The sequence below is a fragment of the Ensifer sp. PDNC004 genome (assembly GCF_016919405.1).
Classification (GTDB): Bacteria; Pseudomonadota; Alphaproteobacteria; order Rhizobiales; family Rhizobiaceae; genus Ensifer.
On the sequence record NZ_CP070352.1, the window covers coordinates 1,761,746 to 1,783,490 of the forward strand.

At 61.8% G+C, this 21,745-nt stretch carries 16 protein-coding genes; 8 read left to right on the forward strand and 8 right to left on the reverse strand.

The features are described 5' to 3' along the window. Positions 1–135: 135 nt before the first annotated feature. Both JVX98_RS07790 and JVX98_RS07795 read right to left on the reverse strand, forming a co-directional pair. A complete protein-coding gene (locus JVX98_RS07790; protein WP_205236401.1) occupies positions 136–1,554 on the reverse strand; it encodes an HlyD family type I secretion periplasmic adaptor subunit in 1,419 nt (472 codons plus the stop codon). After that, complete coding sequence (locus JVX98_RS07795; RefSeq protein ID WP_205236402.1) at positions 1,551–3,296, reverse strand: type I secretion system permease/ATPase; 1,746 nt, start codon at positions 3,294–3,296, stop codon at positions 1,551–1,553. Before JVX98_RS07795 ends, JVX98_RS07790 begins: the two co-directional genes overlap by 4 nt. A 232-nt stretch (positions 3,297–3,528) precedes the next feature. On the opposite strand from JVX98_RS07795, the gene JVX98_RS07800 reads away from it, so the two are divergent. From JVX98_RS07800 to JVX98_RS07830, 7 genes are all read left to right on the forward strand, one after another. Next, the gene (locus JVX98_RS07800; protein ID WP_205236403.1) at positions 3,529–4,101 is read left to right on the forward strand and encodes a MarR family transcriptional regulator; all 573 of its coding nucleotides are present in this window, start codon (positions 3,529–3,531) and stop codon (positions 4,099–4,101) included. 46 nt (positions 4,102–4,147) lie between these two features. Next, positions 4,148–5,401 (forward strand): glycosyltransferase family 4 protein, encoded by a 1,254-nt coding sequence (locus tag JVX98_RS07805; protein WP_205236404.1) that lies wholly within the window; start codon positions 4,148–4,150, stop codon positions 5,399–5,401. A 162-nt stretch (positions 5,402–5,563) separates the two neighbouring features. Beyond that, on the forward strand, positions 5,564–7,048 hold the full coding sequence (locus JVX98_RS07810) for a DUF6212 domain-containing protein (protein WP_205236405.1): 1,485 nt from the start codon (positions 5,564–5,566) through the stop codon (positions 7,046–7,048). Then, positions 7,035–9,716: a glycosyltransferase gene (locus JVX98_RS07815; RefSeq protein WP_205236406.1), complete on the forward strand. Its 2,682-nt coding sequence runs from the start codon at positions 7,035–7,037 to the stop codon at positions 9,714–9,716. Before JVX98_RS07810 ends, JVX98_RS07815 begins: the two co-directional genes overlap by 14 nt. A gap of 38 nt (positions 9,717–9,754) precedes the next feature. After that, on the forward strand, positions 9,755–10,933 hold the full coding sequence (locus JVX98_RS07820; protein WP_205236407.1) for a polysaccharide pyruvyl transferase family protein: 1,179 nt from the start codon (positions 9,755–9,757) through the stop codon (positions 10,931–10,933). A gap of 142 nt (positions 10,934–11,075) precedes the next feature. Beyond that, complete coding sequence (locus tag JVX98_RS07825) at positions 11,076–12,248, forward strand: polysaccharide pyruvyl transferase family protein (protein ID WP_192449975.1); 1,173 nt, start codon at positions 11,076–11,078, stop codon at positions 12,246–12,248. A 46-nt stretch (positions 12,249–12,294) separates the two neighbouring features. After that, on the forward strand, positions 12,295–13,368 hold the full coding sequence (locus JVX98_RS07830; protein ID WP_371826514.1) for a glycoside hydrolase: 1,074 nt from the start codon (positions 12,295–12,297) through the stop codon (positions 13,366–13,368). A 41-nt stretch (positions 13,369–13,409) separates the two neighbouring features. Here the strand turns inward: JVX98_RS07830 and JVX98_RS07835 are convergent, their stop codons facing one another. Then, complete coding sequence (locus tag JVX98_RS07835) at positions 13,410–13,652, reverse strand: hypothetical protein (RefSeq protein ID WP_205236409.1); 243 nt, start codon at positions 13,650–13,652, stop codon at positions 13,410–13,412. A 354-nt stretch (positions 13,653–14,006) separates the two neighbouring features. Between JVX98_RS07835 and JVX98_RS07840 the strand changes: the two genes are divergently transcribed. Next, entirely contained in the window at positions 14,007–15,461 is a 1,455-nt protein-coding gene (locus tag JVX98_RS07840; RefSeq protein WP_205236410.1) for a TrkH family potassium uptake protein, read from the forward strand. Between the two features lie 27 nt (positions 15,462–15,488). On the opposite strand, the gene JVX98_RS07845 is transcribed toward JVX98_RS07840, so the two are convergent. The 5 genes from JVX98_RS07845 to JVX98_RS07865 all read right to left on the reverse strand — a co-directional run bounded on the left by JVX98_RS07845 (position 15,489) and on the right by JVX98_RS07865 (position 21,745). Next, complete coding sequence (locus JVX98_RS07845) at positions 15,489–17,849, reverse strand: polysaccharide biosynthesis tyrosine autokinase (RefSeq protein ID WP_192449972.1); 2,361 nt, start codon at positions 17,847–17,849, stop codon at positions 15,489–15,491. Between the two features lie 72 nt (positions 17,850–17,921). Further along, positions 17,922–18,827 (reverse strand): UTP--glucose-1-phosphate uridylyltransferase, encoded by a 906-nt coding sequence (locus JVX98_RS07850; RefSeq protein WP_205236411.1) that lies wholly within the window; start codon positions 18,825–18,827, stop codon positions 17,922–17,924. 4 nt (positions 18,828–18,831) lie between these two features. Further along, positions 18,832–19,848 carry a glycosyltransferase family 2 protein gene (locus tag JVX98_RS07855; RefSeq protein WP_205236412.1) on the reverse strand — a complete coding sequence of 339 codons (1,017 nt, stop codon included), beginning with the start codon at positions 19,846–19,848 and terminating at the stop codon, positions 18,832–18,834. Further along, positions 19,848–20,774: a glycosyltransferase family 2 protein gene (locus JVX98_RS07860; RefSeq protein ID WP_205236413.1), complete on the reverse strand. Its 927-nt coding sequence runs from the start codon at positions 20,772–20,774 to the stop codon at positions 19,848–19,850. Before JVX98_RS07860 ends, JVX98_RS07855 begins: the two co-directional genes overlap by 1 nt. After that, a complete protein-coding gene (locus JVX98_RS07865; protein ID WP_205237027.1) occupies positions 20,771–21,745 on the reverse strand; it encodes a glycosyltransferase family 2 protein in 975 nt (324 codons plus the stop codon). Before JVX98_RS07865 ends, JVX98_RS07860 begins: the two co-directional genes overlap by 4 nt.

Sequence of the window (21,745 nt, forward strand, 5' to 3'; positions counted from 1 at the left end):
GTATCAGTTTGATGATTATCCCTGAGATCTAAGGGGTGATAGATTTGTTATTACTTAGAAATAAATTCAAAATTAGAAACAAATTGCCGGCGAAATTGAATTTCGCCGGCGGAGACGGTGTTGGAACCCTCTGGATCAGTCTTCGCGGAAGGATCGATTGAGGCTCTCTGCAATCGGCGAGACCATGTAATCGATCGCCGAGCGCGGCTTGTGCACGATTAGCACTTCCGCCGGCATACCGGGATAGAGGCGGATGTCCGGGTTGGCGGTGAGCGACGCCGGCGCAATGCGGGCGCGCGCCACGTAGTAGGAGACGTTCGACTTGTCATCGACCGATTGATCGGCCGCGACGTAGCTGATTTCGCCGTCGAGCGGCAGGTGCGAGCGCTGGTTGTAGGCGGTCAGCCGGATCTGCGTCTTTGAGCCGATGCCGATGCTGTCGATGTCTCGCGTGCCGACATGCATTTCGACCAGAAGCGGTTCGTCCTCTGGAACGATGTCTAGCAACGGCTGGCCGGCCGAGACGGCGCTGCCCGGTGTGCGCAACTGAATGTTGGTGACAATGCCCGTCTGCGGCGAGCGGATTTCGAGGCGGCTCAAGACGTCCTTGGCCGAGACGAGCCGCTGTCCCACGTCTGCAAGTTCGAGGCGGGCCGTCGTGATTTCGCCGGCGATCTCCGACTGGAATTCGTTCTCGATACCGGTCAGCCCGAGTTCCGCGCCGGCTTCGGCCTTTTCGGCCTGGGCCTTGTTGCCGGCAAGCTCACCGCGCGAAGCGGCAAGTTCGCTGAGCTTGGCATCGATCTCGATCAGCTTGGAGCGCTGGGCAAACTCTTTTGCCACCAGTGTCGCGATTGCGGTACGCTGCTCGGTGATCAGTTCGATCTGGCGGTCGGTCGCTCTGATCTGCTCGGCAAGCGACTTGGCCCTTTCCGAGTACTCTTCGATGGTCTTGCCCTGAACCTCTAGCCGACCGGCCTTTGCTTCGCGCCGGCGGTCGAAGAAGTTTGTCTCCGCCTTCACCGCGTCGTCGGCAGCGGTTTCCGCGGTGCCCATCAGCTCGTCAGGGAAGTCTATCTGCGCGGCCTCCGTCTGCTCCGCCCTGAGGCGGGCAAGCTTTGCGATCAGACCAAGACGCCGGCTTTGCAGTGCCTCAAGGTCGGATCGGGCGCGGGTGTCGGCAAGCTTGACCAGCGGCTGGCCGAGCGTGACGCGATCGCCTTCCTGGACGAGGAGGCGGTCGAGGATGCCACCTTCGAAGTGGCTGACGGTCTTGCGCTTCGAATCGACCACGATCGTGCCGCTTGCGACCGACGCGCTGCTGAGTTCCGTTGAAAACGCCCAGCCGAAGAAGCCACCAAAGGCGACGAGGATCGTCGTCAAGCCCGCAAGGACCACGCCGCGCAGCGGCGCGGTGGCGCTTCCTTCGGCGTCCGCATCCAGCCCGTGCAGCGGGTGGGGCCGCTGGGGGATCGCGGGCAGGTTCGCGCGGTCGTCCTTGGTCACGAGTGTGCGTGCCTCGCGAGAGGTTGGCAGGTTCTGTTTGTTCGTCATGCGGATACGCCTTCCCGTCTCGGCTCGCCGGGTGTCATGGATGCGACCACGTCGGTGCGCGGGCCAAACTGGGTGATGCGCCCGTTTTCAAGAACGAGCAGCTTATCGGCGGCCTGCATGATCGTCGGCCGGTGGGCGATCATGATGACGATCGCACCGTCGTTGCGCGCCCGCTCGATGGCGCGGATCAATGCGCGCTCGCCGATGGCGTCAAGATTGGCGTTCGGCTCGTCGAGAACGATCAGGCGAGGATGGTCGTAAAGGCAGCGGGCAAGGGCGATGCGCTGGCGCTGGCCGCCCGAAAGCGTCAGATGCCCGTCGCCGACCGGGGTGTCGTAGCCGAGCGGCAGCCGTCCGATCATGTCGTGCACGTCGGCAAGCCGTGCGGCCTCGAGTACCTTTTGAGGTTCGCCTTCCTCCATGCGCGCGATGTTGTCGCGGATGGTTCCTTCGAGCAGCGAAACGGACTGCGGCAGGTAGCCGGTCATCTGGCCAAAGGAAGCGCGTTCCCACAGATAGACATTGTTGCCGTCGAGGAAGACGCCGCCGGTGGTCGGCTTCTGAATTCCGACGAGGAGCCGGGCCAGTGTCGATTTGCCCGCCGCCGAGGGGCCGACGATGCCGAGAACTTCGCCGGGCGAGAGCGAGAAGGAAACGCCCTTGATGATCGGCACATCGAGGCCGGGCGCCGCGTAAACGAGCTTATCCACAACAAGATCGCCCTGCGTGCGCGGCTGCGGCATGGTCTGGCGTACGGCCAGATCCTGGTTCAGCGCAGTCTCTATCCGGCGCCAGCTTGCGATGGCGAGCACCCACTGACGCCAGTTTTCGATCATCGAATCAAACGGGGCGAGCAGGCGTCCGACGAGGATGGTCGTCGCCATCATCGCACCGGGGGAAATCTCCTGTTTCATCACGAGGATAGAGCCTGTTGCAAGGGCTGCCGCCTGGATCATGAAACGCAGCGAACGGGTGATCGAAGCCATCGCCTTGCTGCGGCTGCCGCTGGTCTCCAAAGCGTCGAGCGCATGCAGCTGCGCGGTGCGCCAGCGGCGGGCGAGCGCTGGCAGCATGCCCATCGCTTCGATCGCCTCAGCATGGCGCAAGCTTGAACCAATTTTCGAGACGGCCTCGATATTGGCTTGATTGGCCTCTTTCATCAGCCGGCGGGTCAGCAAATCAGTCAGCAATCCACAGCATACGAGCAGGGCAATGGAAATGGCGCCAAGAAGGCCGAACATCGGGTGCAGCGCAAAGAGCACCCCGAGAAAGATCGGCGACCAGGCGGCATCGAGCGGAGCGCTGACGGCAGACGTCGTGAGGAAGCTTCGCAATTCGGCCAGGTCCCGCAGCGACTGGGTCGCCCGGGTCAGCCCTTGATCGGCGGCCGCCTGAACGGCGGCGGTCAGCACAGGCAGATTCAGCCAGCGCACGACTGCACTACCCATCGCCTGGAACGTCAAAGCCCTGATATATTCGAGCACGCCGTAGATCACGAGCGCGCCGATGACGAGAATCGTCAGCATGGTCAGCGTGTCCATGCTCTGACTGTTCAACACGCGGTCATGAACTTGCATCATGTAGAGTGGTGTCGAGAGCTGCAATATGCCGATGCAAGCACTCAGCAGGGCTGCATAAATAAGTGCCAAAACGAACACGCGGCGCGCCTTCAAAATAAGCAGCCGCGGATCGTTTGCTCCATTTTGCGCCTTCTTTGGCCCAATTTGGTTCTTGCTAATCATATTGCCTCGTTTGCTGTCACGCGTGGCGATTTTCTGGATAAGTTCGTTGGGGTCTTGAGGAAGCTATTTTGTTTGTTATCACTTAAATCACAGTGTTGCCGTGATAAGTGTGACACAATAATGGTGGAATGCTCAAGATAGTCGTATTCGGGGGGAGTAAAGGGGGCGAAAAATTGCTTCAAAATTTGAAGTAATTTTTGAATGTTGTAGTAATGCTCAGTTGGAGAGAGGGATGAATCAAAGGATTCTCTATCCGTTCGCAGATTTTGGCGGCGCTGTTGCCATCCGCCCCGGGGATGACGCAGTTGGAAGTGCCCCTGAACATGACAATATTGACCAGGAGAGCGAAGCGTCCGTGGTCACATACTTCGAACTGGCACGGATGATGGAACGGGCCAGCCGGCGCTTTACCGGCCTGTTGCGCGCCGAGCTGACGAAGCTTGGCGTCGACGATATCGGCCCGGCACAGGCGATGGTACTTCTGGCGATCGGCGATGCGGAAGTGTCGGTGGCGGAGCTTTTGGACCGTGGACACTATGTCGGCTCCAACGTTTCCTACTACCTGAAGCAGTTGGGCGACGGGGAGTATATCGACAGGGCCGCCTCCCAGCGCGACCGGCGCTCGGCCCGCATCAAGCTTTCGGACAAGGGCAAGCAACTTTGCGATTCCTTACGCAAGGCGGCTGGCGCCTACGAACGTGTCCTCAGCCACGGCGAGCAGGACCGGCGCAATCTCGAAACCGCATTTCAAACGCTGCACCGGCTCGAGCTGGTTTGGGGGAATGCAACGCGCTACGGCATCTAAGATGCCCGCGCACAGGCTGTCCTTTCAACGGCTATAGGCAGGGAATATGCACGTAGCATTTGTACACCGGCGCGGCTTCTGCCAGTTCGCCGCTCTGGCGTCTCATTTGGCGCAGACGGGAAATGAAGTGACACTCGTGACGGAAACCGTGGATCAGCGGATTCCGGCAACGCGCGTCATTCGCCACAGAGCAGAACCCGGCCCGCAGGCCAATTCGCAGATGGCAAGGCACCTCGGTGTGCCTGACCATCATGTCCGGATCGGTCACCGGGTCGCCGAAACCTTCGATGCCATGGCCCGTCAGGGGCAGGTGCCCGACGTTATCGTCGGGCACATCGGCTGGGGCGGCATGACCTTCGTCAAGGATGTGCTGCCGAATGTCCCGGCACTCGGCTATTGCGAGTTTTTCTACCGCGCCGAAGGGGCCGATATCGGCTTTGCCCCCGACGACGAGCCCGACCAGGATACGCGCAAGCGGCTGCGGCTGCGCAACATGGCGCAACTGCTGACGCTTGATGCGATCGATGGCGGCTTCAGCCCGACCCAATGGCAAAGGAGCCTTTATCCGGCAGAGCACCGCGCCCGCATCGGCGTCTGCCACGAGGGCGTCGACACCCGCGTCTTCCGTCCCGACCCGTCGGCATCGTTGAAGCTTCCGGACGGACGGGTGCTAAAGGCGGGTGATCCGCCGATCGTTACTTTCGTCGCCCGCGATCTCGAGCCCTATCGCGGCTTCCCGCAGGCGTTGGAGGCGGCCGCAAAGGTCGCGAAGCGCCATCCCGATGCGCTTTTCGTTTTCGTCGGCGGCGACGGCGTCAGTTACGGCGCCCCTCCGCCCGGTGGCGGCTCCTGGAAGGACTATCTGCTTCAGTCCCTGGATATCCCGGCCGACCGGTTCCTGTTTCCAGGCGTGGTGCCGCATGGCGTCCTGAAGCAGCTGTTTCAGATTTCGGCCGCCCATATCTATCTGACCTATCCTTTCGTGCTTTCCTGGTCGGTCCTGGAGGCCATGGCCTGCGGCGCGCTCGTCATCGGATCGGACACCGCGCCGATGCAGGAGGTGTTGAGCTCTGGCCGCAACGGCCTGCTCGTGCCCTTCTTCGATACAGATGCGCTCGCCGAGGCGATCTCGGGGGCCTTGCAGCAACCCGAGAAGTATTCCGAGTTGCGTGCAGCCGCCCGCCGAACCGTCGAGCAAAGGTTCCGCCTGGGTGATTGCATTGCACGACAGATGACATTGCTGGACAAGGCAATGGGGAATCCTGGATCCACTCAAATATTACGGGTCTCATCTGCATAATACTTCAAAACCTGAAGTATTATTTCACGAAAAACGCAAATATAACTTATTGTGCAGTGCAAATATCCTTGATATGCTTTCTCTAGGTCGTTGAATTCGCCGGTTTATTTCGAATCGGCGGATTCAACTACAGAGAGAATTCGGTTGTATTGAGGGTGGCGCGTGCAAGGGTTGGTTTCTTCTGGCGTGAGGTATTCGCAGGCGAAGAGAAAGCTGGTGTTGGCCTCGGATCACGATAGGGCGAGTGTCCAGGGCAGTGGTATCGAGCACCTGGTTCATTTTCTTCCGGCAGGCGACAGGCCTGATTCGACCCTCGAAAACGTATTTCCGTTGATCGGGGTTGCCTTTTCAAGGGAGGGCGAGGCGGATCTGGCCGACGGCATCGTCTCGTTGCGGGCGCTTGGCACCGTCCCGGAGATCCCGATCAAGCGCTTGAGCGCCGAGGCCGTCAGCGAAAGCGCCGGGCTCATTCAGGCATTGGTCGACGGCGGTGTCGGGCGGCTTGCCCGGTTTTCGTCGGCAATCACATCCGAGCTTGCGCTGCTTCGCCGCGAGCGTGAAACGCTGCTCGAAAACTACCGTGCGCTCGAAGATGCGTTCCAGGCCCGCAACTGGGAGCCGGTCGCAGAAGTCTTTGCGCACGACCCCTATGTCGATCCCAAGGATGAGGGCATCGGCCATCTGATTGCCAATGCCTTTGTCGAGCAGCTCCTGCCGGTCTCCAGTCATGGCGTTGCCGGCATCGCCCTACACTTCAACTCGGTCCCGCGGGATGGCGGCGAGCTGGTCGTTGTCTTGAGTTATGTCGAGAGCGGCGAGGGGGTTGCCGAGTGGGCCGTGCCATTCTCGCAGCTCGTTCCAGGCTGGAACTTCTTTGCCCTGCCACGCACCTGCGGGGGTGGTGCGAAGACCCTGCGGCTGCGCGTTTCGACGACCGGTAGTGAAACGATCGGGCTTTCGCTCGGCTATCCCATCGCCAGTGAACACTACACGGCTCGGTCCGAGACCCGCCACGCCGACCTTGATCTGCGCCCTCTAGCGTTCCGCGTCTATACTGGCCTGCCCGGCGTCAAGCCGACGCGTATGCCGAACATGATCGCGCCGACCGCGCTGCTCGACGGCCGCTTCATCGAGGACTATCGTCTGTCGGTCGATCTGCTCAGCCAGATCGTCGACGTATCGGTGACGCCGGTCGTCCCGGAATTCCAGACGGTACGCTTTCTCGAACACGAACACGCCGTCGTCTGCCATCCGCTTGCAAATGGCGTATCGGCCGGCGCCGTCGGTCGCGCTGTCGAGCCCGGCACCATATCCTTCTCCGCAAGCGCAGTGGTCGATCATCCCAAGGGCGCCCCGGCGGCCGTCAGCTTCCTGCTCGCTCCAGCGGGCTCGAACGCGCGCTCCGAAGTGGCGGAACTGGCTCGCAAGGGGGTGGTCAAGCCGTCCGCCTTCTTCAGCGGCTGGCGCGAGGTCACCAATGAGCAGCCGATCAACATCAACTTCCAGCTCGACGAGCCGGTGCGCCATCCCATGGATCTGATGATCCTCAGCCGCGCCGTAACCGACTCGGTCGATTTCTCCTGGCTCAAGGTGTCGGGTTTCCGGATGGTCAAGCAGTCGGGTGGTGCGTCTCATGCACAGCAATAGCGATCCAAGGGACCTCGTTGCGATCGCTATGCCGCTCTATGGCCACGCGGCGCTGGCGCTCGAAGCGCTCGAATCCGGGCTCGCCTCGGATCTTGAGGGCTGCCGTATTGCCATCGTCGTTTCGGTCGACGGCGACCCGCGGCAGGAGACCTTCGATCAGCTGTTGCTCTATACCGCGGCCCACCCTGATATCCATGTGGTCTTCGGGCGTAACGCCGGCCCCGGCGGCGCGCGCAACCGCGCCATCAACTACGTGCTCGAAAATCTGCCCGAGGCGAAGGCCGTTTATTTTCTCGATGCCGACAACCGCGTTCTACCGGGCACGATCGAGACACTTTATCAGGCGTTGCGCAAGAGCGGCGTCGGATGGGTCTATACGGACATAGACACCTTCTCGGTGAGTTGGCGGGCGCATTACGGCAATCACTATTCGCGGCTGGTCCACTGCATCACGGACAACATCTGCGACACCGGTTCGATGATCTCCATCGATGTTTTCCGAGAAGGCGTTCGCTTCAACGACGACCGGCAGAACGGTTTTGAGGATTGGGAATTCTGGCTTTCCTGCGTCGAGCATGGCTTTGTCGGAACGCCCTGCCATGACACGACCTTCGAATATCGCCTGCGCGCCGAAAGCCGCTTCAAGGAGGCGAACCGCGATCGGGCCACATCTGTCGGCTTCCTCAGAAAGCGGCACAGGGCGCTGTTCCAGCGGCCGATGCTCGTCGACTTCGAACATGAGGATTGCCCGCGCTATCTGTTCGCAAGGACCGAGGACGCAGCGATCTCCTTCTTCACCGATCCGACGAAGCAACCGAAGCGGCTGCGTCTCGACGACATCATCCCGGCCTTCTGGGCAAGTACCGGCGAGCCGGACAACGTGCACTTCCCGCCCTTCGTCATGGCCGGCAGCGGCGCGACCATCGATCTGCTTTTGCGATCGCGTATGCTGCCCAACGTGTTGGGCCATCTGGAGCGCCTCAGCGAGAAAGTAAATGTGGTTTTCGTGCACCTGGGCAACGACGCAGCGCAGCGCAAGATCGAACCGACCTTGCTCGATGCCGGATCGGAGCACATCGGCCAGCCGGATCTCATGTTTATTTCCACGACGCTCCTGCGGGACGTGATTGCAAACAACGCGCTCGACTGGTTTGCCTCGATCGGCAGCCAGCAGGTCTGGCCCACGTCAGCGGTTCTCAATGTGCGCTTCCCGTTCCCGCGCGCCCTGCCGCGCCGCACGCTGATCACGCCGCAACAGGTGATGATCAACTGCGTCAACGCGGTCGCCACCAGTCCGCTTCGCCGCACGGCCGGCCGGCGCTGGACCTGGCGCCCGCCGCGGCTCATGCCATATTCCGACCTGCACAAGGCGTTGCGCGCCGAAATCGGTGGCGGGCCGGTGCTTCCGCTCGGTCATAGCGATGCGGGCAAGAAGACCGCAGCGCTTCTGGTGCCGAATGCCTCCTTCGGTGGTGCCGAGAAGGTGATCTACGCCGCCTCGCGCGAACTCAAGGCCGCAGGCTACGAGACGCATCTGTTCGTGCTCGGCACCAGCCGCATGGACGTGATCGACGAGTTCGATTCGAGCTTCGACTATGTTCATTTCTGGGATCAGGGTATACCTACATGGGGCGGCTCCGGCTCGTTCCTCGGTCAGGATTTCATCGCTGAACATCATGAAGTCGATTGGGGTGCACTGAAGGGGCAGCTCTCGGGCTTCGATCTCGTCATCAACAACCACGTGATGGCAATGCATCCGCTGATCGCGCGGCTGCGCTCGGAAGGCACACGCACGGCCTGCTATCTGCACGTCGTCGACAACACGCCGTTCAAGCGCCCCGCCGGCCAGCCCTTTGCGGCCATCGCCCACGAGCATTGCTACGACGCCTTCCTCACCTGCTCGGAACAACTGAAGTTCTACCTGCACAGCTTCGGCGTGCCGCTCGAAAAGATCTTCGCCGTTCCGAACGGCGCAAGTTTCTCCGTGCCGCCCAAGGTGCTTGCAGATGTGCTGCAGGTGCGGCGGATCGAGCGCAAGGACGACCGGTTGCGCCTGCTCTACATGGGCCGTCTCGACCAGCAGAAAGGCATCGATCGGCTGGCTGCGACGATCTCCGAATTGCGCGCGGCACACGTGTCGTTCGACGCGCGCGCGATCGGTGGCGAGATCCTGGCGGATGCCTCTTTCTCCTGGACGGACCGGCTCAAGGAACTCGGCGTCGATGTGCGTCCACCGGTCTTTGCCAGCCGCGACTTGATCAAGGCGCTCGGATGGGCCGATGTTCTGATCATGCCTTCACGCTGGGAAGGTGCCCCGCTGATGATCGCCGAAGCCCAACAGCTCGGCTGCGTGCCGATCGCAACCGCGGTTGGCGCCGTCGACGAACTGATCGTCGATCGCGAGGACGGCATCCTGATCGATGCCTCCTCCGATCCCCAGGTGGTGCGCGACATGGTCAAGGCGATCGCCGAGGTTTCCCGCGATCGCAACCTGCTGGCTCCGATCATGGAAGGTTGCCTGAGAACAGCGGCGCGCCGCGGCTGGGCGAACTCCTTTTCGGAGTTCCTCGGCTGGTGCGACGGCGCCGTGAACAATTCCTCGCTTTCGCGCGCCAAGGTCATCCGGGCGCGTGAGACATCCAATACCGGCGTCGCAGCTGCAGGCTGATCGACCCGTACGACTTTTCAAAGAGAAGGGACTTACGCATGCGTCCAAGAATCCTCCTGACGGGTATTCCTGGTCATTACACGCGCCTCGCAAACGGCGCGAATGGCCTGTCGGTTTCCTATTCGGAACGGCAAAAACAGCCCGAATCCAAGGACGAGTTTCTTCAGGAGCTTCGCAACATCAGCAACACCGGCAACTACTTGATCGGTGAGGGGGCTCTGCGCGCCATCGCGCCGCACGCCAAGCAGATTCCGTTCTGGCATCTCTACAACGCCCACAAGAACGGCACCGGTTTCGATGAATTCAACAACAACTTCGACATCTGCGTGTTCACCTGCGCCAATCTGTTGCGCAAGGGGCTTTCTGCGGATGCCGAGGCTGATGTCTTGAGCAAGCTCAAGATGCCGATCGTCATGCTCGGTATCGGCCACCAGAACCGCAAGGACCTGGAAACAGGCCTGCCGGAGGGGACGAAGCGCCTGCTCAATGTTCTCAAGGACCGCGAGCACTATTTCCTCACCCGCGGCTACGAAACCGCCGGCTACCTGAAGGACCAGGGATTCAAATACGTCCGGCCAACCGGCTGCCCCTCGGTCTATTTCGCGCCGAGCAACATGCGTGCCTCGATGAAGAAGCTGCCCGACGTCAAGATCGGTCAGGCAAAGACCATCTTCTCGGGCTATCTCGGCGCCAATCACGATTGCATCGTCGATGCGATCGCGCTCAACCCGGAAGGCGCCAAGCCCCAATACATCATCCAGGACGAATTCCTGCACTTCGACATGAAGGTCGAGCCGGATGCCGATGGCAGGGTCTTCGATTCCTGCTCGGGCAAGATGCTCGGCGAGCTCGCTTTCCCGGGCGCTGAGCGCCAGAAGGTCCCCTTCGATGTGCGCACCTTCTTCGATACCAACATGTGGCGCGCCTGGGCCTCGCACATGGACTTCAATTTCGGCCGTCGCTTCCATGGCTCGATCATTGCCATGCAGGCAGGCGTGCCGAGCCTGATGGTGGCCGTCGACGATCGCATGCGCGAAATGCTGGGCTTTACCGGCCTGCCGTCGGTCGACGTCCAGGAGCTCGAAAAGGCGGAAGACCGGGCGGAGTTCGTTGCCAGCCATCTGGCCGGGCTGAACGCATCGGAACTCGTCGATCGCTACTCCGATCGCGAACGCAATTTCCGTACGGTGCTGCGCGAGATCGGCATCGGCCTCTAAACCGTGATGCCTCGGACGCGTTCGATCCGAGGCGCTCAATTCATGATGTTCGGGCGGCACGGTGAGGTTTGCAGATCCGCTTCTTCATGTCGCCCTCCCTCTTCCTCAACTCTGTGGGCCAGTCCACAAACCAGGTGTATCGATGCGTATCCTGCTCACCGGAATCCCTTCCTACCTCCAGCGTACCGTGGCGCGCGTTTCCGGTGCGACGGTGCATCACAAACCCTACTTCGACGATATCCGAAGCAAGAAGGATCTGGTCGACCAGGTCAAGAAGATCGCCAACACGGGCAACTACCTGATCGGTGAGGGCGCAGCTTACGCCTTGCGCGGTCATGACGTGACCTATGTGCCGTTCTGGCATCTGGTCAACAGCCGCGGCGCCAACGATGTCTACGATGCCCTGAACAAGGAATTCGATATGTGCGTGTTCGCTTCGGCGAACCTGCTGCGTCCGGGATACTCGGCCGATCTTGAAGCGGATGTGTTCGAGAAGCTGAAGATGCCGGTGCTGGTGATGGGTATTGGTATCCAGAAGCGCGAAGGTCTGAAAGAAAATCTGCCGGCCGGCACGTTGCGGTTCCTCGAGGTGTTGAAGCAGAAGGAAAGCTTCTTCCTGACCCGCGGCTATTTCACCGCCGAGTTCCTGAGGGCGGAGGGCATGAAGTTCGTCAAGCCGACCGGCTGCCCGTCGCTCTTCTTCGCTCCCAACGAGATGCGCCACTCCTTGACGTCGCTTGCGAACGCCGACCTTGCCTCGGCACAGAAGCTCGCGCTCGGCGGCTATCTCGGCAGCGTTGCCGACACCATCGTCGATGCCCACGCGCTCCTGAAGCCCGAGAGCGTGGCAAGCTACGTCATCCAGGACGAGATCGTTGCCTATAACCTGACGCTTCCAGTCGATGACAACGCGCCGGTTTATGACCGCTCCAGCGGCCGCATCACCGGCAAGACCGAATACAAGCATCAGGAGAAGTGGCAGCGGCAGAACGAACTGATGGTGTTCTTCGACACCAACCAGTGGCGCGCCTGGTCTTCCACCCGGGATCTCTGCATAGGCCGGCGTTTTCATGGCTGCGTCATCGGCATGCAGGCGGGCACGCCCTCGCTGATGATCGCCGTCGACGACCGCATGCGCGAGATGCTCGAATTCATCGGCTTTCCCTATATCGAGGCGGGCGTCTGGAATCGTGAGGTGGACAAGAAGGCGCATCTCGCCAGCTTCCTGTCGAAGATCGACGCGCAGGCGGTTACCGAGCGCTATTCGGCATGCGAGGCGAACTTCCAAAGTGCGCTTAAACAGGTTGGCATTTAATCTGCCCCTGACACGGGCGGCGCCCTTGGCGCTGCTCCTTGCCGCCCTGGTCTCCTGGGCGGCGCTTTCGCATGGAGCTCCGACGTGGGCGGGCGAGGCTGCAGCTGCACGCTACGGCGTCAACCGACTCAATCTCGCCTGGCTGGAGCGCGCGGATCAGGAACGCATCCTTCGCGAAATTGCCGACAGCGGCGCGACGCATGTGCGGCTATCGTTGTCGCGCCCCGTCGACAAAAGCATCGACGCGCTGGAGATTGCCAACCGGCTGGGTCTGCGGATCCTGCTCGAAATCCAGCTGTCGAACAAAAGCTATTATCCGGACAGCGTTCGCCCGCGCACCGGCTTCGGGCGCATCTGGGATATCAACCGGTTGTCCGATTTGGACCTTGATGGTTACCGCGCCGGCCTGGCGTCAGCACTTAAACGCATCGATGCCCTTGGCATCCGTCTGGAAGCGGTAGAACCCGGAAACGAGATCAACCTCGCCGGCTATAACGGCGACCTCGCCGTCTACGAGAAGCCGGGCCAAGCGACGCCGCGACATCTCGGCGAACTCAAGGATCCCCAGGCGTTCGAGAAGGGTCTCGACAACTACGTCGCGGCGCTGAAGGTCACCCGCGACGCCGTTCAGGCGAGCGCCAACAGCAAGGCGATCATCGTCTCCGCCGGGCTTTCCGACATGGGGGCCAAGGAAGCGGACCGGCAAGGAATGGAGCGGCTGGACCCGGGCGAGGTGATTGCCCTTTTGAAGGCTCGGGGCATGGATAAACTCGTCGATGCATATGGCATTCACATCTATCCGGCGCGCAAGGATAAGGCGGCGATCACGTCGATCGTCACCAGACTCCTCGATTTCTGCGCGCCCGCCGACCGGGGACGGCCGTGCTGGGTGACGGAATGGGGGATTGCAAACACGGCGCGCAGTTGCCCCCTCGACGATCGTGAACGCGAAGGGGCGATGTCGGCCATGCGGACGGTCTTCGAGCGGTTTGCCGCGGAAAAACGCCTGGATGCCGCCTACTACTATGATTGGGACACCCAGCAGAATTACCGGTTATGGCGCTGCGGTGCGCTAAGCCCGGCCGGCGTACTCGCGATCGAACCGGCCAAGGACGATTGACAACCGCATAGGTCGCGCGGGCCGAAGCGTTCCTTCTCGGATCAGCGCCGCGTTGCGCGGCTCGTCGCCGGCTCAAGCCCCTTGCCGCGGTAGGTGACGGGAATGCCGAGTTCCTCGTGGGTCTTAGCCAGCGTTTCCAGCCACGTCGCCAGTTCCTCCGGCACCTTTTCGTCTCCGGTCTCCATCGCCTCGATCCATGCCAGGTTGCAGTGGAGGGCGCTTGCCAGATTGATCGGCGTCCAACGAAGAACGAGAAGGCATTGGGTGAAACGGGCGGGTGTCATCGGTCGTGCTCAAGGTTGCATGTGGAATGGATGAAGCAGGCTTTACACGTCGAAATAAGTCAAGGTGATGACTTGCCGCGGCCAAAAGCCGTGATCTTTTCGTGAGTTAGAATTGATTGGGCAAAATGCCGCAGCGCAGCATGCGTTTGGCGCCTTTCACACGGCATTTGCCGGGAACGCCTGGAACCGATTGCCGCGCCCAAGGAGCCGAATCGGCGAAAATACGGCACTGACTGTCGCTCAGCAGGGGGTTCTCTGCCCCGAACCGGTGCGAATCGCGCGCCTTTGAGGTTGAATGGCCGCAAGCTCCGAGGACCGATTCGGTCCTGGACAAAGCGCTGAGGCGATCAACCGTTGCATGCACCCCTCTACCAGACCGCGATCAACATCGCCGCGAAGGCCGCGTTCTATCTGTCGCTCGCGATGTTGCTGCCGGCCGCCGTCGATCTGTTCTATGGCCATCCCAACTGGAGGGTCTTTGCCGGTTCGGCCTTTGCGACCGGCGCTCTGTCGCTTCTAGCGATCACCGCCACCCAGGGCGGCTCGCCGCTGTTCAGCCGCAAGATGGGCTTTCTCGTCGTCAATCTTCTCTGGATCGTCGTGTCTCTCGTCGGCGCGGTGCCTTTTTGGCTATCGTCGCTGAAGCTCGATTTCGCAAAGGCCTTCTTCGAAGCGGTTTCCGGCATCACGACGACGGGTTCGACCGTCATCAGCGGTCTCGACCATGCGCCTCCGGGCATTCTTCTCTGGCGCTCTATCCTGCACTGGCTCGGCGGTATCGGGATCGTGGCGCTCGGGCTCTTCGTCATGCCCTATCTCAGGGTCGGCGGCATGTCCTTCTTCAAGATGGAGTCCTCAGACACCACCGAAAAGCCATTCGCCCGTATCTCCACCTTCACGCGCGCCTTTATCCTGATCTATGTCGTGATGACGGTGACGTGCACGATCATCTTTTCCTATCTGGGCATGAGCCGCTTCGACGCGATCAACCACGCGATGTCGACGGTCGCGACCGGTGGCTTCTCCACCCACGATGCCTCGCTCGGCTATTTCAAAAGCCTGCCGATCCTCTGGGTCGCAACCTTCTTCATGGCGCTGAGCAGCCTGCCGTTTTCCGTGCTCATCCTCTTCATCGTTCGCGGCCGGCTCGACACGCTGAAGGATCCGCAGATCATCGTCTTTCTGTCCTATCTGACGGCCCTCGCGCTCGCCGCAAGCCTTTACCAGCGGATCGTCAACGGGGTGTCGGCGCACGAGGCGTTGGCGCACGGCTTCTTCACCGTCTCCTCCATCCTGTCGACCACCGGTTTTGCCAGCGACGATTACATGCTCTGGGGTGAGTTCATTGTCGCGCTTGCCTTTGCCGCCACCTTCATGGGCGGCTGCTCCGGCTCGACGGCCGGCGGCATGAAGGCCTACCGCTTCATCATCATCTTCAATTCGATCCGCGCCGGCCTTTTCAAGCTGATCTACCCGAACGCGATCCACACCGTGCGCTACGGAAAAACCTTGGTCGATATCGACGTGCAGCGCACTGTGTTCATGTTTTTCACGGCCTACATGTTCATCTGGGCCTTCGGCAGCCTGGCGATGGGCGCAATGGGTTACGATCTTGTTACGGCGGTGTCGGCGGTCGCAACGGCGCTTTCCAACGTTGGCGCCGGGCTCGGCCCGATCATCGGGCCGGCCGGCAACTTCTCGACGCTGACCGACCCGGCGCTCTATCTCCTGTCGCTCATGATGCTGCTTGGCCGTCTGGAAATCCTGACGGTCTTGGTCATCCTGACGCCGCTCTTCTGGAAGGACTGAGCGACAGGTCGAACGAAGCGCGCCCTGTCAGGCGGCCTCGGTCTTGCGGCGCGTGCCTGCGCTTTCGATGTAGTACTTCTCATAGCGGTGGCGATAATGCTCGGCACCGCCAAAGTCGCTGTACTTGGCCAGTTCCTGCATGTCGGTCTTGTTGAGGATCACGCCGAGGATCTTGGCATTGATCTGCGGCTCCGAATGCAAGAGGTCGCGCACCAGGCGCGACGGCGTGCGTCCCCATTCGGCGACGAAGAGGAAACCGTCCGCAAGCGGCGAGAAGGCCTTGGCATCGACGACCGGGGCGAGGGCCGCAAGATCGACGACGACATAGTCGAAGGACTTGCGTGCATTGTCGATGAGCTCGGCCATGGCCGGCGAGGCGAGCAGCTCATGGCTGTCATACGGGCCGTTGCCGTCCACTGCTTCACCGCCGACCGGCAGGATCGCAAGCTTCGTCTGCTGGTCGATCTTGATGCCCGCCGGCCAGGATGCCTGCCCGGTCAACGCTTCCACCAGACCCGCCTTCGGCGGCGGATTGATCATCTTGCTCAAACCCGGCTTGCGGATGTCGGCATCGATCAGAAGGGTCTTCTTGCCGCTTGCAGCGAGAAGCGCCGCAAAATTCGCGGCGATGATCGACTTGCCTTCATCAGGCACCGCCGAGGCGATGCCGATGACGCGCGAGCCGTTGCCAGTCAGCATCCGGTCGCAGGCGAGCTTGGCATTGCGGAAGGTCTCGGTGAAGGACGACCGGGGGGCGTCGAGCACGATGCGGCTGAGCCGTTCGAAAGACGGAGCCCCTTGCGTGACCGGTGGCGGCATCTTGTTCTTCATCAGCTTGGCGCGAACGAGATCCGTCGTTCCAGGGTGACGCGGGCCGACCAACGGAATGTAGCCGAACGACCGATGACCGAGGATCGCGCGCACGTCGCCTTCGAGCCGGAATGTCCGCTCGCGAAACTCCTGGAAGGCCGCAAACGCGCCGCCCGCCATCAGGCCGAGCACCGCCGAAAGCGCCAGCACCATCGTCTTCTTCGGGCTCGACGGCGATGTCGGGACGCCGGCGCTCGAAATCACCCGCGCCTTGGCGATCGGGAAGGAGCGCTGCTGCGAGGCCTGCTCGTAGCGGTTCAGATAGGTCTCATAGAGCGTCTTTAGCGCGGCTGCCCGCTGCTCCAGTTCGCGCAGGTGCACGAGCGAGACATTTGCATTTGCGTTGCGGCCGGTGGTGCCTTCTATGTTTTCTCGCAGCGACGCTTCGCGTGAGCGCGCCACCTCGTATTCGTTGCGGTAGCTTGCCGTCAGCTGCTGCAGTTCCTGGAAGATCTGGCGGCCGACATCGGTTTTCTCCTTGCGCAGCGACACAGCCTGCGGATGGTCGGCGCCGAAGCTCTGGCTCACGTCCTGTTCGCGCTTGCTGACCGCAAGGTAGCGCGTGCGTAGATCGCGGATGACCGAGTTGTCGCCTTCCTTGGCGGAAATCGTGGCGTTCTTGACGGCCGTCTCCGGTCCTTGGTCGACGATCGCCTGGAATTGCTTGTAGCGCGCCGAAGCGCTTGCGCTATCGGCCTGGGCAATGATGAGCTGGCTGTTGAGATCGGCCAGCTGCTGTTCCGACATGAGTTCGCCGCGCGCAAGCGTCAGGCCGTTTTCGCTGCGGTATTTTTCGACCTCGAGCGATGCGGTCTGCGTGCGCTGTCGAAGGTCTGCAAGACGTTCCTGCAGCCAAACCGAGGCCCGTTCGGTCGCCTCGAAATTGGCGTTGAGCTGGTCGTTGAGATAGGCGTCGGCATAGGTGCGAACGATGCCGGCGGCAAGCTGCGGATCGCTGGAACGATAGGCAAGCGAGACGACGGAGCTTCGCGTCACGCGTTCGACGGCCAGTCCCTGCTGGAGCAGTGCCGCCGCCTTTTGCCTCCGGCCGTTGCGGGCCATATCCTCGGAAATTTCCGGTCCGCTCGAGAAGATGCCCGTAACGGACTTCAACCCGTCCTTGACGACGTCGAACGGCGAGCGCGGCGGATTGAGGACGGTGTCGTTGTCGGCAAGGTTCATCTTGTCGACGACACGCAGGGCGAGTTCGCCGGATTTCAGGATTTCCACGGCGCTCGCAATCTGGGTGTCGAGCAGGGCGCTGTTTTGCGGCGGCGCCTGTTCTTCGGCAAATTTCGACAGGTTCTCGTCGAGAAGGACCTGCGTTGCCGATGTGTAGAGCGGTGTTGCGAAGACCAGGTAGGCGACACCGAGCGCGATGAAGAGCGCCACGAACAGGCCGACCATTCTGGCGCGACGCAAGACGACCGAGAACAGACGATCGAGGTCGATGAAGCCGTCGGGCTCCTCCACGTTGCGCGGTACGACACTGTTGAAGGGGAGACTTCTTTGGTTCATTGGGTCGCTCTGTCCGTTTCCCTTTGGTCCGAAGGCTGGCACCTCTTCTTTCAAAAGAGGCGCCGAAGCCAGTTATGCGGCGCGGATGCGGCCTTCGTGAGACAGGACCATGTCCTTGACCGAGGCATAGACCGCGTCGCCGAGATCGGAACGCGCCAGCGCGAAGGCGACATTGGCGGCGATGAAGCCTTCCTTGGAGCCGCAGTCGAACGTGCGCCCATCATAGGGATGGGCGTGAAACGCTTGATTTTGCGACAGTTTCAGCATGCCGTCGGTCAACTGGATCTCGTTTCCGGCGCCGCGCGGCTGGTGGGCGAGGATGTCAAAGATCTGCGGCTGCAGGATGTAGCGACCATTCAGATAAAAATTGGACGGGGCCCCACCCATGCTCGGCTTTTCCACCATTTGGGTGACTTCGAAGCCGTAGGGGACGGCCGCGCCCTTGCCGACGATGCCATATTTCGAGGCGTCTTCCGGTGCGCACTGCTCGACGCCGAGAACGTTGCCGCCCGTCTGGCGATAAAGGTCGACAAGACCGGCCATGCAGCCGCGTCCGCCATGGCAGAGCATGTCCGGCAGGAGCAGCGCAAAGGGCTCGTCGCCGATGAGATCGCGGGCGCACCAGACGGCATGGCCGAGGCCGAGCGGCGCCTGCTGCCGGGTAAAGCTGACGGAACCGGCGCGCGGCAGCATCTCCTCCAGTTCAGAAATCTGGGCGTTCTTACCGGAGCGGGAAAGCGACGAGATGAGTTCAGGCGTGTCGTCGAAGTGGTCTTCGATCGCCTGCTTGTTGCGGCTGGTCACAAAGACGATGTGCTCGATGCCCGCTTCACGGGCTTCATCGACCGCATATTGCACGACCGGACGATCAACGATCGTCAACATCTCCTTCGGTATCGCCTTCGTCGCGGGAAGAAACCGCGTTCCATTGCCGGCGACCGGGATCACAGCTTTCCTGACGGTCCTGATACGGTCCATGGTCTTATCCTTTACTTACGTGTGGGCTTTCGCCCGAGGTGGGTCGTTCGGCCGCCACCGTCGAGGTGGCAGGCTTCATGCGTGCGATTGGCGCGAGCAGCCGGCGCAATCGCACGGCGATCGGCATTCTGAGGTGCCGAAGCGCTCTGGGGTTGGTCAAAGCCACTCGGATGGCTCCTGCCAACGATCTGGATTTCAGGTGTTCGACAAGGCGAAGGAAGGCGTGCGCCTCGACGAGGCTTTTCTCGCGCCGGCGCTGCATCGCCAGCGCGTCGGCATCGAGCGTGTGCCTGGCAAGGAATTCCTGGTCGGCCGTCATCATCGCGTCGATGTGGCGCAGTTCGAGCACGCGCGAAATCGAGCCTTCGCGGATGTGATAGCAATAGCCGGCGGAGGGATCGATGACGCATCGGCCGCCATGGGCAAGCGCCGAGGCGAGCAGGATGTAATCCTCGCCGATCCGGATCGTTTCCTCGAAGCGCAAGCGATGGTCGTTGAGGAACCGACGCTCGAAGATCGGCTTCATGTAGCCGAAATTGAAGGTCGAGCGGAAAAGCACGTTCGAACCGATGAAGGCCGCAAGCGTCAACGTCCGTCGGCGCTCAAGCTCAGCTTCGGGAAACATGCGCTCCAGCCGCCCATCGAGATTGAGGACGTCGATATTGTCCACCGCGATCGAGGCCTCGGTTGCGGAGGCGAGACCGATCATGCGCGACAGCCGCTCCGGGCTGACCGTATCGTCCGCGTCGAGAATGGCGAGCCAGTCGCCGCGTGCAGCTTCGAGGCCGGCATTGCGCGCGCCTCCGGGCCCGCGGTTTTCGGCAAGTTGCAGCAGCCGCACGCGCGGATCAGCAAGTTCTTCGACGACCGTACAGGTCTCGTCCTTCGAGCAATCGTCGACGACGATCACTTCGACATCGACGCCTTTCTGCGCAAGCGCACTGTCGATGGCGTGTCGGACCGTTTCGGCAGCGTTATAGGCCGCGATGACGAAGCTGACGTCGGGGGCGCGTTGCGTCATCAGGCGGTCGCCGCTCCGTATTGCTGCAGCTCGCGCACGCCGATGAGGCCGCTGACGACGCCCGCATGCATGATTGCGCGCAGCGCGTAGCGCGAGCGGGCGACCGGCGATCCGAGCAGCAGCAGACTGGCGACGGCGCAGTAGCCTGATTTCGCCGTTGCGCGGACGATTTCGGCAACTCGGCTGCCGGCTTGGCCCGGTTCGCTCAAGAGCCGGCCATGAGTCTGGCCGGAACGGAATCGGCGTTTCGCCAGCCAGGCTAGCCGCGCGCGTTTCTCCGGCACCGGTTCGAAGACCAGCGCATCGGGCGCATAGGCCAGACGCCCGCCATCCGCATGCATGTGGCGGAAGAACTCCGTATCCTCGCCGCCTGTCTGCCCGAGCGCCAAATTGAACCGCCTGTTGAGAACGACCGGACGGGTGAGATCGATGAGAACATTGCAGGTGTAGCCCGTGCGGATCTCGCCATCGACCCAGACAGGCCGGGTCGAATGAAAATCGCCGCGGCGCATCCAATTCGGGGCAGACAGCGTGTATTCGGCGCGAACCGGGCCGAGCACGACATCGGCGCCGGTCGTCTGCGCGGTATCAAGCAATTGCACGAGCCAGGTCCTCGACACCGTCTCGTCATCGTCGACGAAGGCGAGATAGTGCCCGGTGCTGTTGTCGAGACAGGCATTGCGAGCGATCGAAATGTTCGACGCCGGGCAATGCACGTAGAGGATCTCGCAGGGCATGGTCGGGCGCATCTGGTTGACGAGTGCCTCTGCACTCGGCGTCACGTCGTTGTCAGCGACGATAATGCGGATCGCCACATCGGCAGGCACGGTGATGAGCGCGAGGGAATGCAGCGTTTCTGCGAGCTCCGGCCGGCGAAACGTGCATACCGCTATGTCGATCTGCGTCTGCGCGACGGTGTTGGTCATGGCGCCACCCTCCGGTTACGCGTGGTGAGCAATTCCCGCCAGAAGCCGGCCGACCAGGCAAAATGCATGACCATTGCCGAAACGGTGGCGAGCGGGCCGTAAGGGTTCTTCTGGCCGAGCGCCATCCACATGCCGTAGCCGATGCAGGCCGCAGCCCAGAGCACGACCGGAACGACTGCAAGCCAGCTGACGACCGCGAGCAGCGCGCCGACGGCGACAGGGGCGACGGCCAGCGGCAGCAGCTGCCTGAGATTCGGCCAGGCGCGGTGCTTCAACACATTGCGCGCGCGTCCGCGGCCATAGGCGAAATACTGGCGGAAGAGGGGCCCGACCTTGGCGCGGGGGTAGTAGACCATGCTGGTCCGGTCGGTCATCCAGATGCGGTAGCCCGCTTGGCGGAAGCGATAGTCGAACTCCGCATCTTCGTTGTGGCTGAAGATCTCGTCATAGCCGCCGATCGCCTGGAAGGCGGAAATGCGCATCAGCGCATGGTGGCCGTGATCGGCCCAGTGGCTCGTCGCGCCCAACCGGTGCTTGGCTCCGCCATTGCCGAGCTTGGAATTCTGGGCGTAGGCCGTGGCCTTCTGGAAGGGCGTGAAGCCAACCGTCTGCATCGCGACGACGACCGAGTCCGCGCCTGTCTGAAGCGCCTCTTCGACGAGATGCTCGCAGTAATCGTCCGGATAGGTGCCGTGCGCATCGATGCGGATCATGTAGTCGAAGTCGGCGCCATGGCGTGCGACGGCGAGATTGATCGCCGCACTCTGGATGCGTTTCGGATTGTCGATCACCAGCACGGCCGGATCTTTCTCGGCGAGACGCGCGGCGATCTCGCGGGTGCCGTCGGTGCTGCCGCCGTCAGCGATCAGGATCGCGCCGTTGAGGCGCCTTGCCGCGGGCAGCAAGGCTTCGACGAGGCCTTGCAGATGTTCCGCCTCGTTGAGGCAGGGAATGACGATGAGGACACGCAT

Bases quoted from the DNA above. Each gene is read 5' to 3' on its own strand.
- JVX98_RS07805 (WP_205236404.1), top strand. From the start codon at position 4,148: ATGCACGTAGCATTTGTACACCGGCGCGGCTTCTGCCAGTTCGCCGCT.
- JVX98_RS07845 (WP_192449972.1), bottom strand. From the start codon at position 17,849: ATGAACCAAAGAAGTCTCCCCTTCAACAGTGTCGTACCGCGCAACGTG.
- JVX98_RS07790 (WP_205236401.1), bottom strand. From the start codon at position 1,554: ATGACGAACAAACAGAACCTGCCAACCTCTCGCGAGGCACGCACACTC.
- JVX98_RS07835 (WP_205236409.1), bottom strand. From the start codon at position 13,652: ATGACACCCGCCCGTTTCACCCAATGCCTTCTCGTTCTTCGTTGGACG.
- JVX98_RS07865 (WP_205237027.1), bottom strand. From the start codon at position 21,745: ATGCGTGTCCTCATCGTCATTCCCTGCCTCAACGAGGCGGAACATCTG.
- JVX98_RS07800 (WP_205236403.1), top strand. From the start codon at position 3,529: ATGAATCAAAGGATTCTCTATCCGTTCGCAGATTTTGGCGGCGCTGTT.
- JVX98_RS07815 (WP_205236406.1), top strand. From the start codon at position 7,035: ATGCACAGCAATAGCGATCCAAGGGACCTCGTTGCGATCGCTATGCCG.
- JVX98_RS07855 (WP_205236412.1), bottom strand. From the start codon at position 19,848: ATGACGCAACGCGCCCCCGACGTCAGCTTCGTCATCGCGGCCTATAAC.
- JVX98_RS07795 (WP_205236402.1), bottom strand. From the start codon at position 3,296: ATGATTAGCAAGAACCAAATTGGGCCAAAGAAGGCGCAAAATGGAGCA.
- JVX98_RS07825 (WP_192449975.1), top strand. From the start codon at position 11,076: ATGCGTATCCTGCTCACCGGAATCCCTTCCTACCTCCAGCGTACCGTG.
- JVX98_RS07860 (WP_205236413.1), bottom strand. From the start codon at position 20,774: ATGACCAACACCGTCGCGCAGACGCAGATCGACATAGCGGTATGCACG.
- JVX98_RS07850 (WP_205236411.1), bottom strand. From the start codon at position 18,827: ATGGACCGTATCAGGACCGTCAGGAAAGCTGTGATCCCGGTCGCCGGC.
- JVX98_RS07820 (WP_205236407.1), top strand. From the start codon at position 9,755: ATGCGTCCAAGAATCCTCCTGACGGGTATTCCTGGTCATTACACGCGC.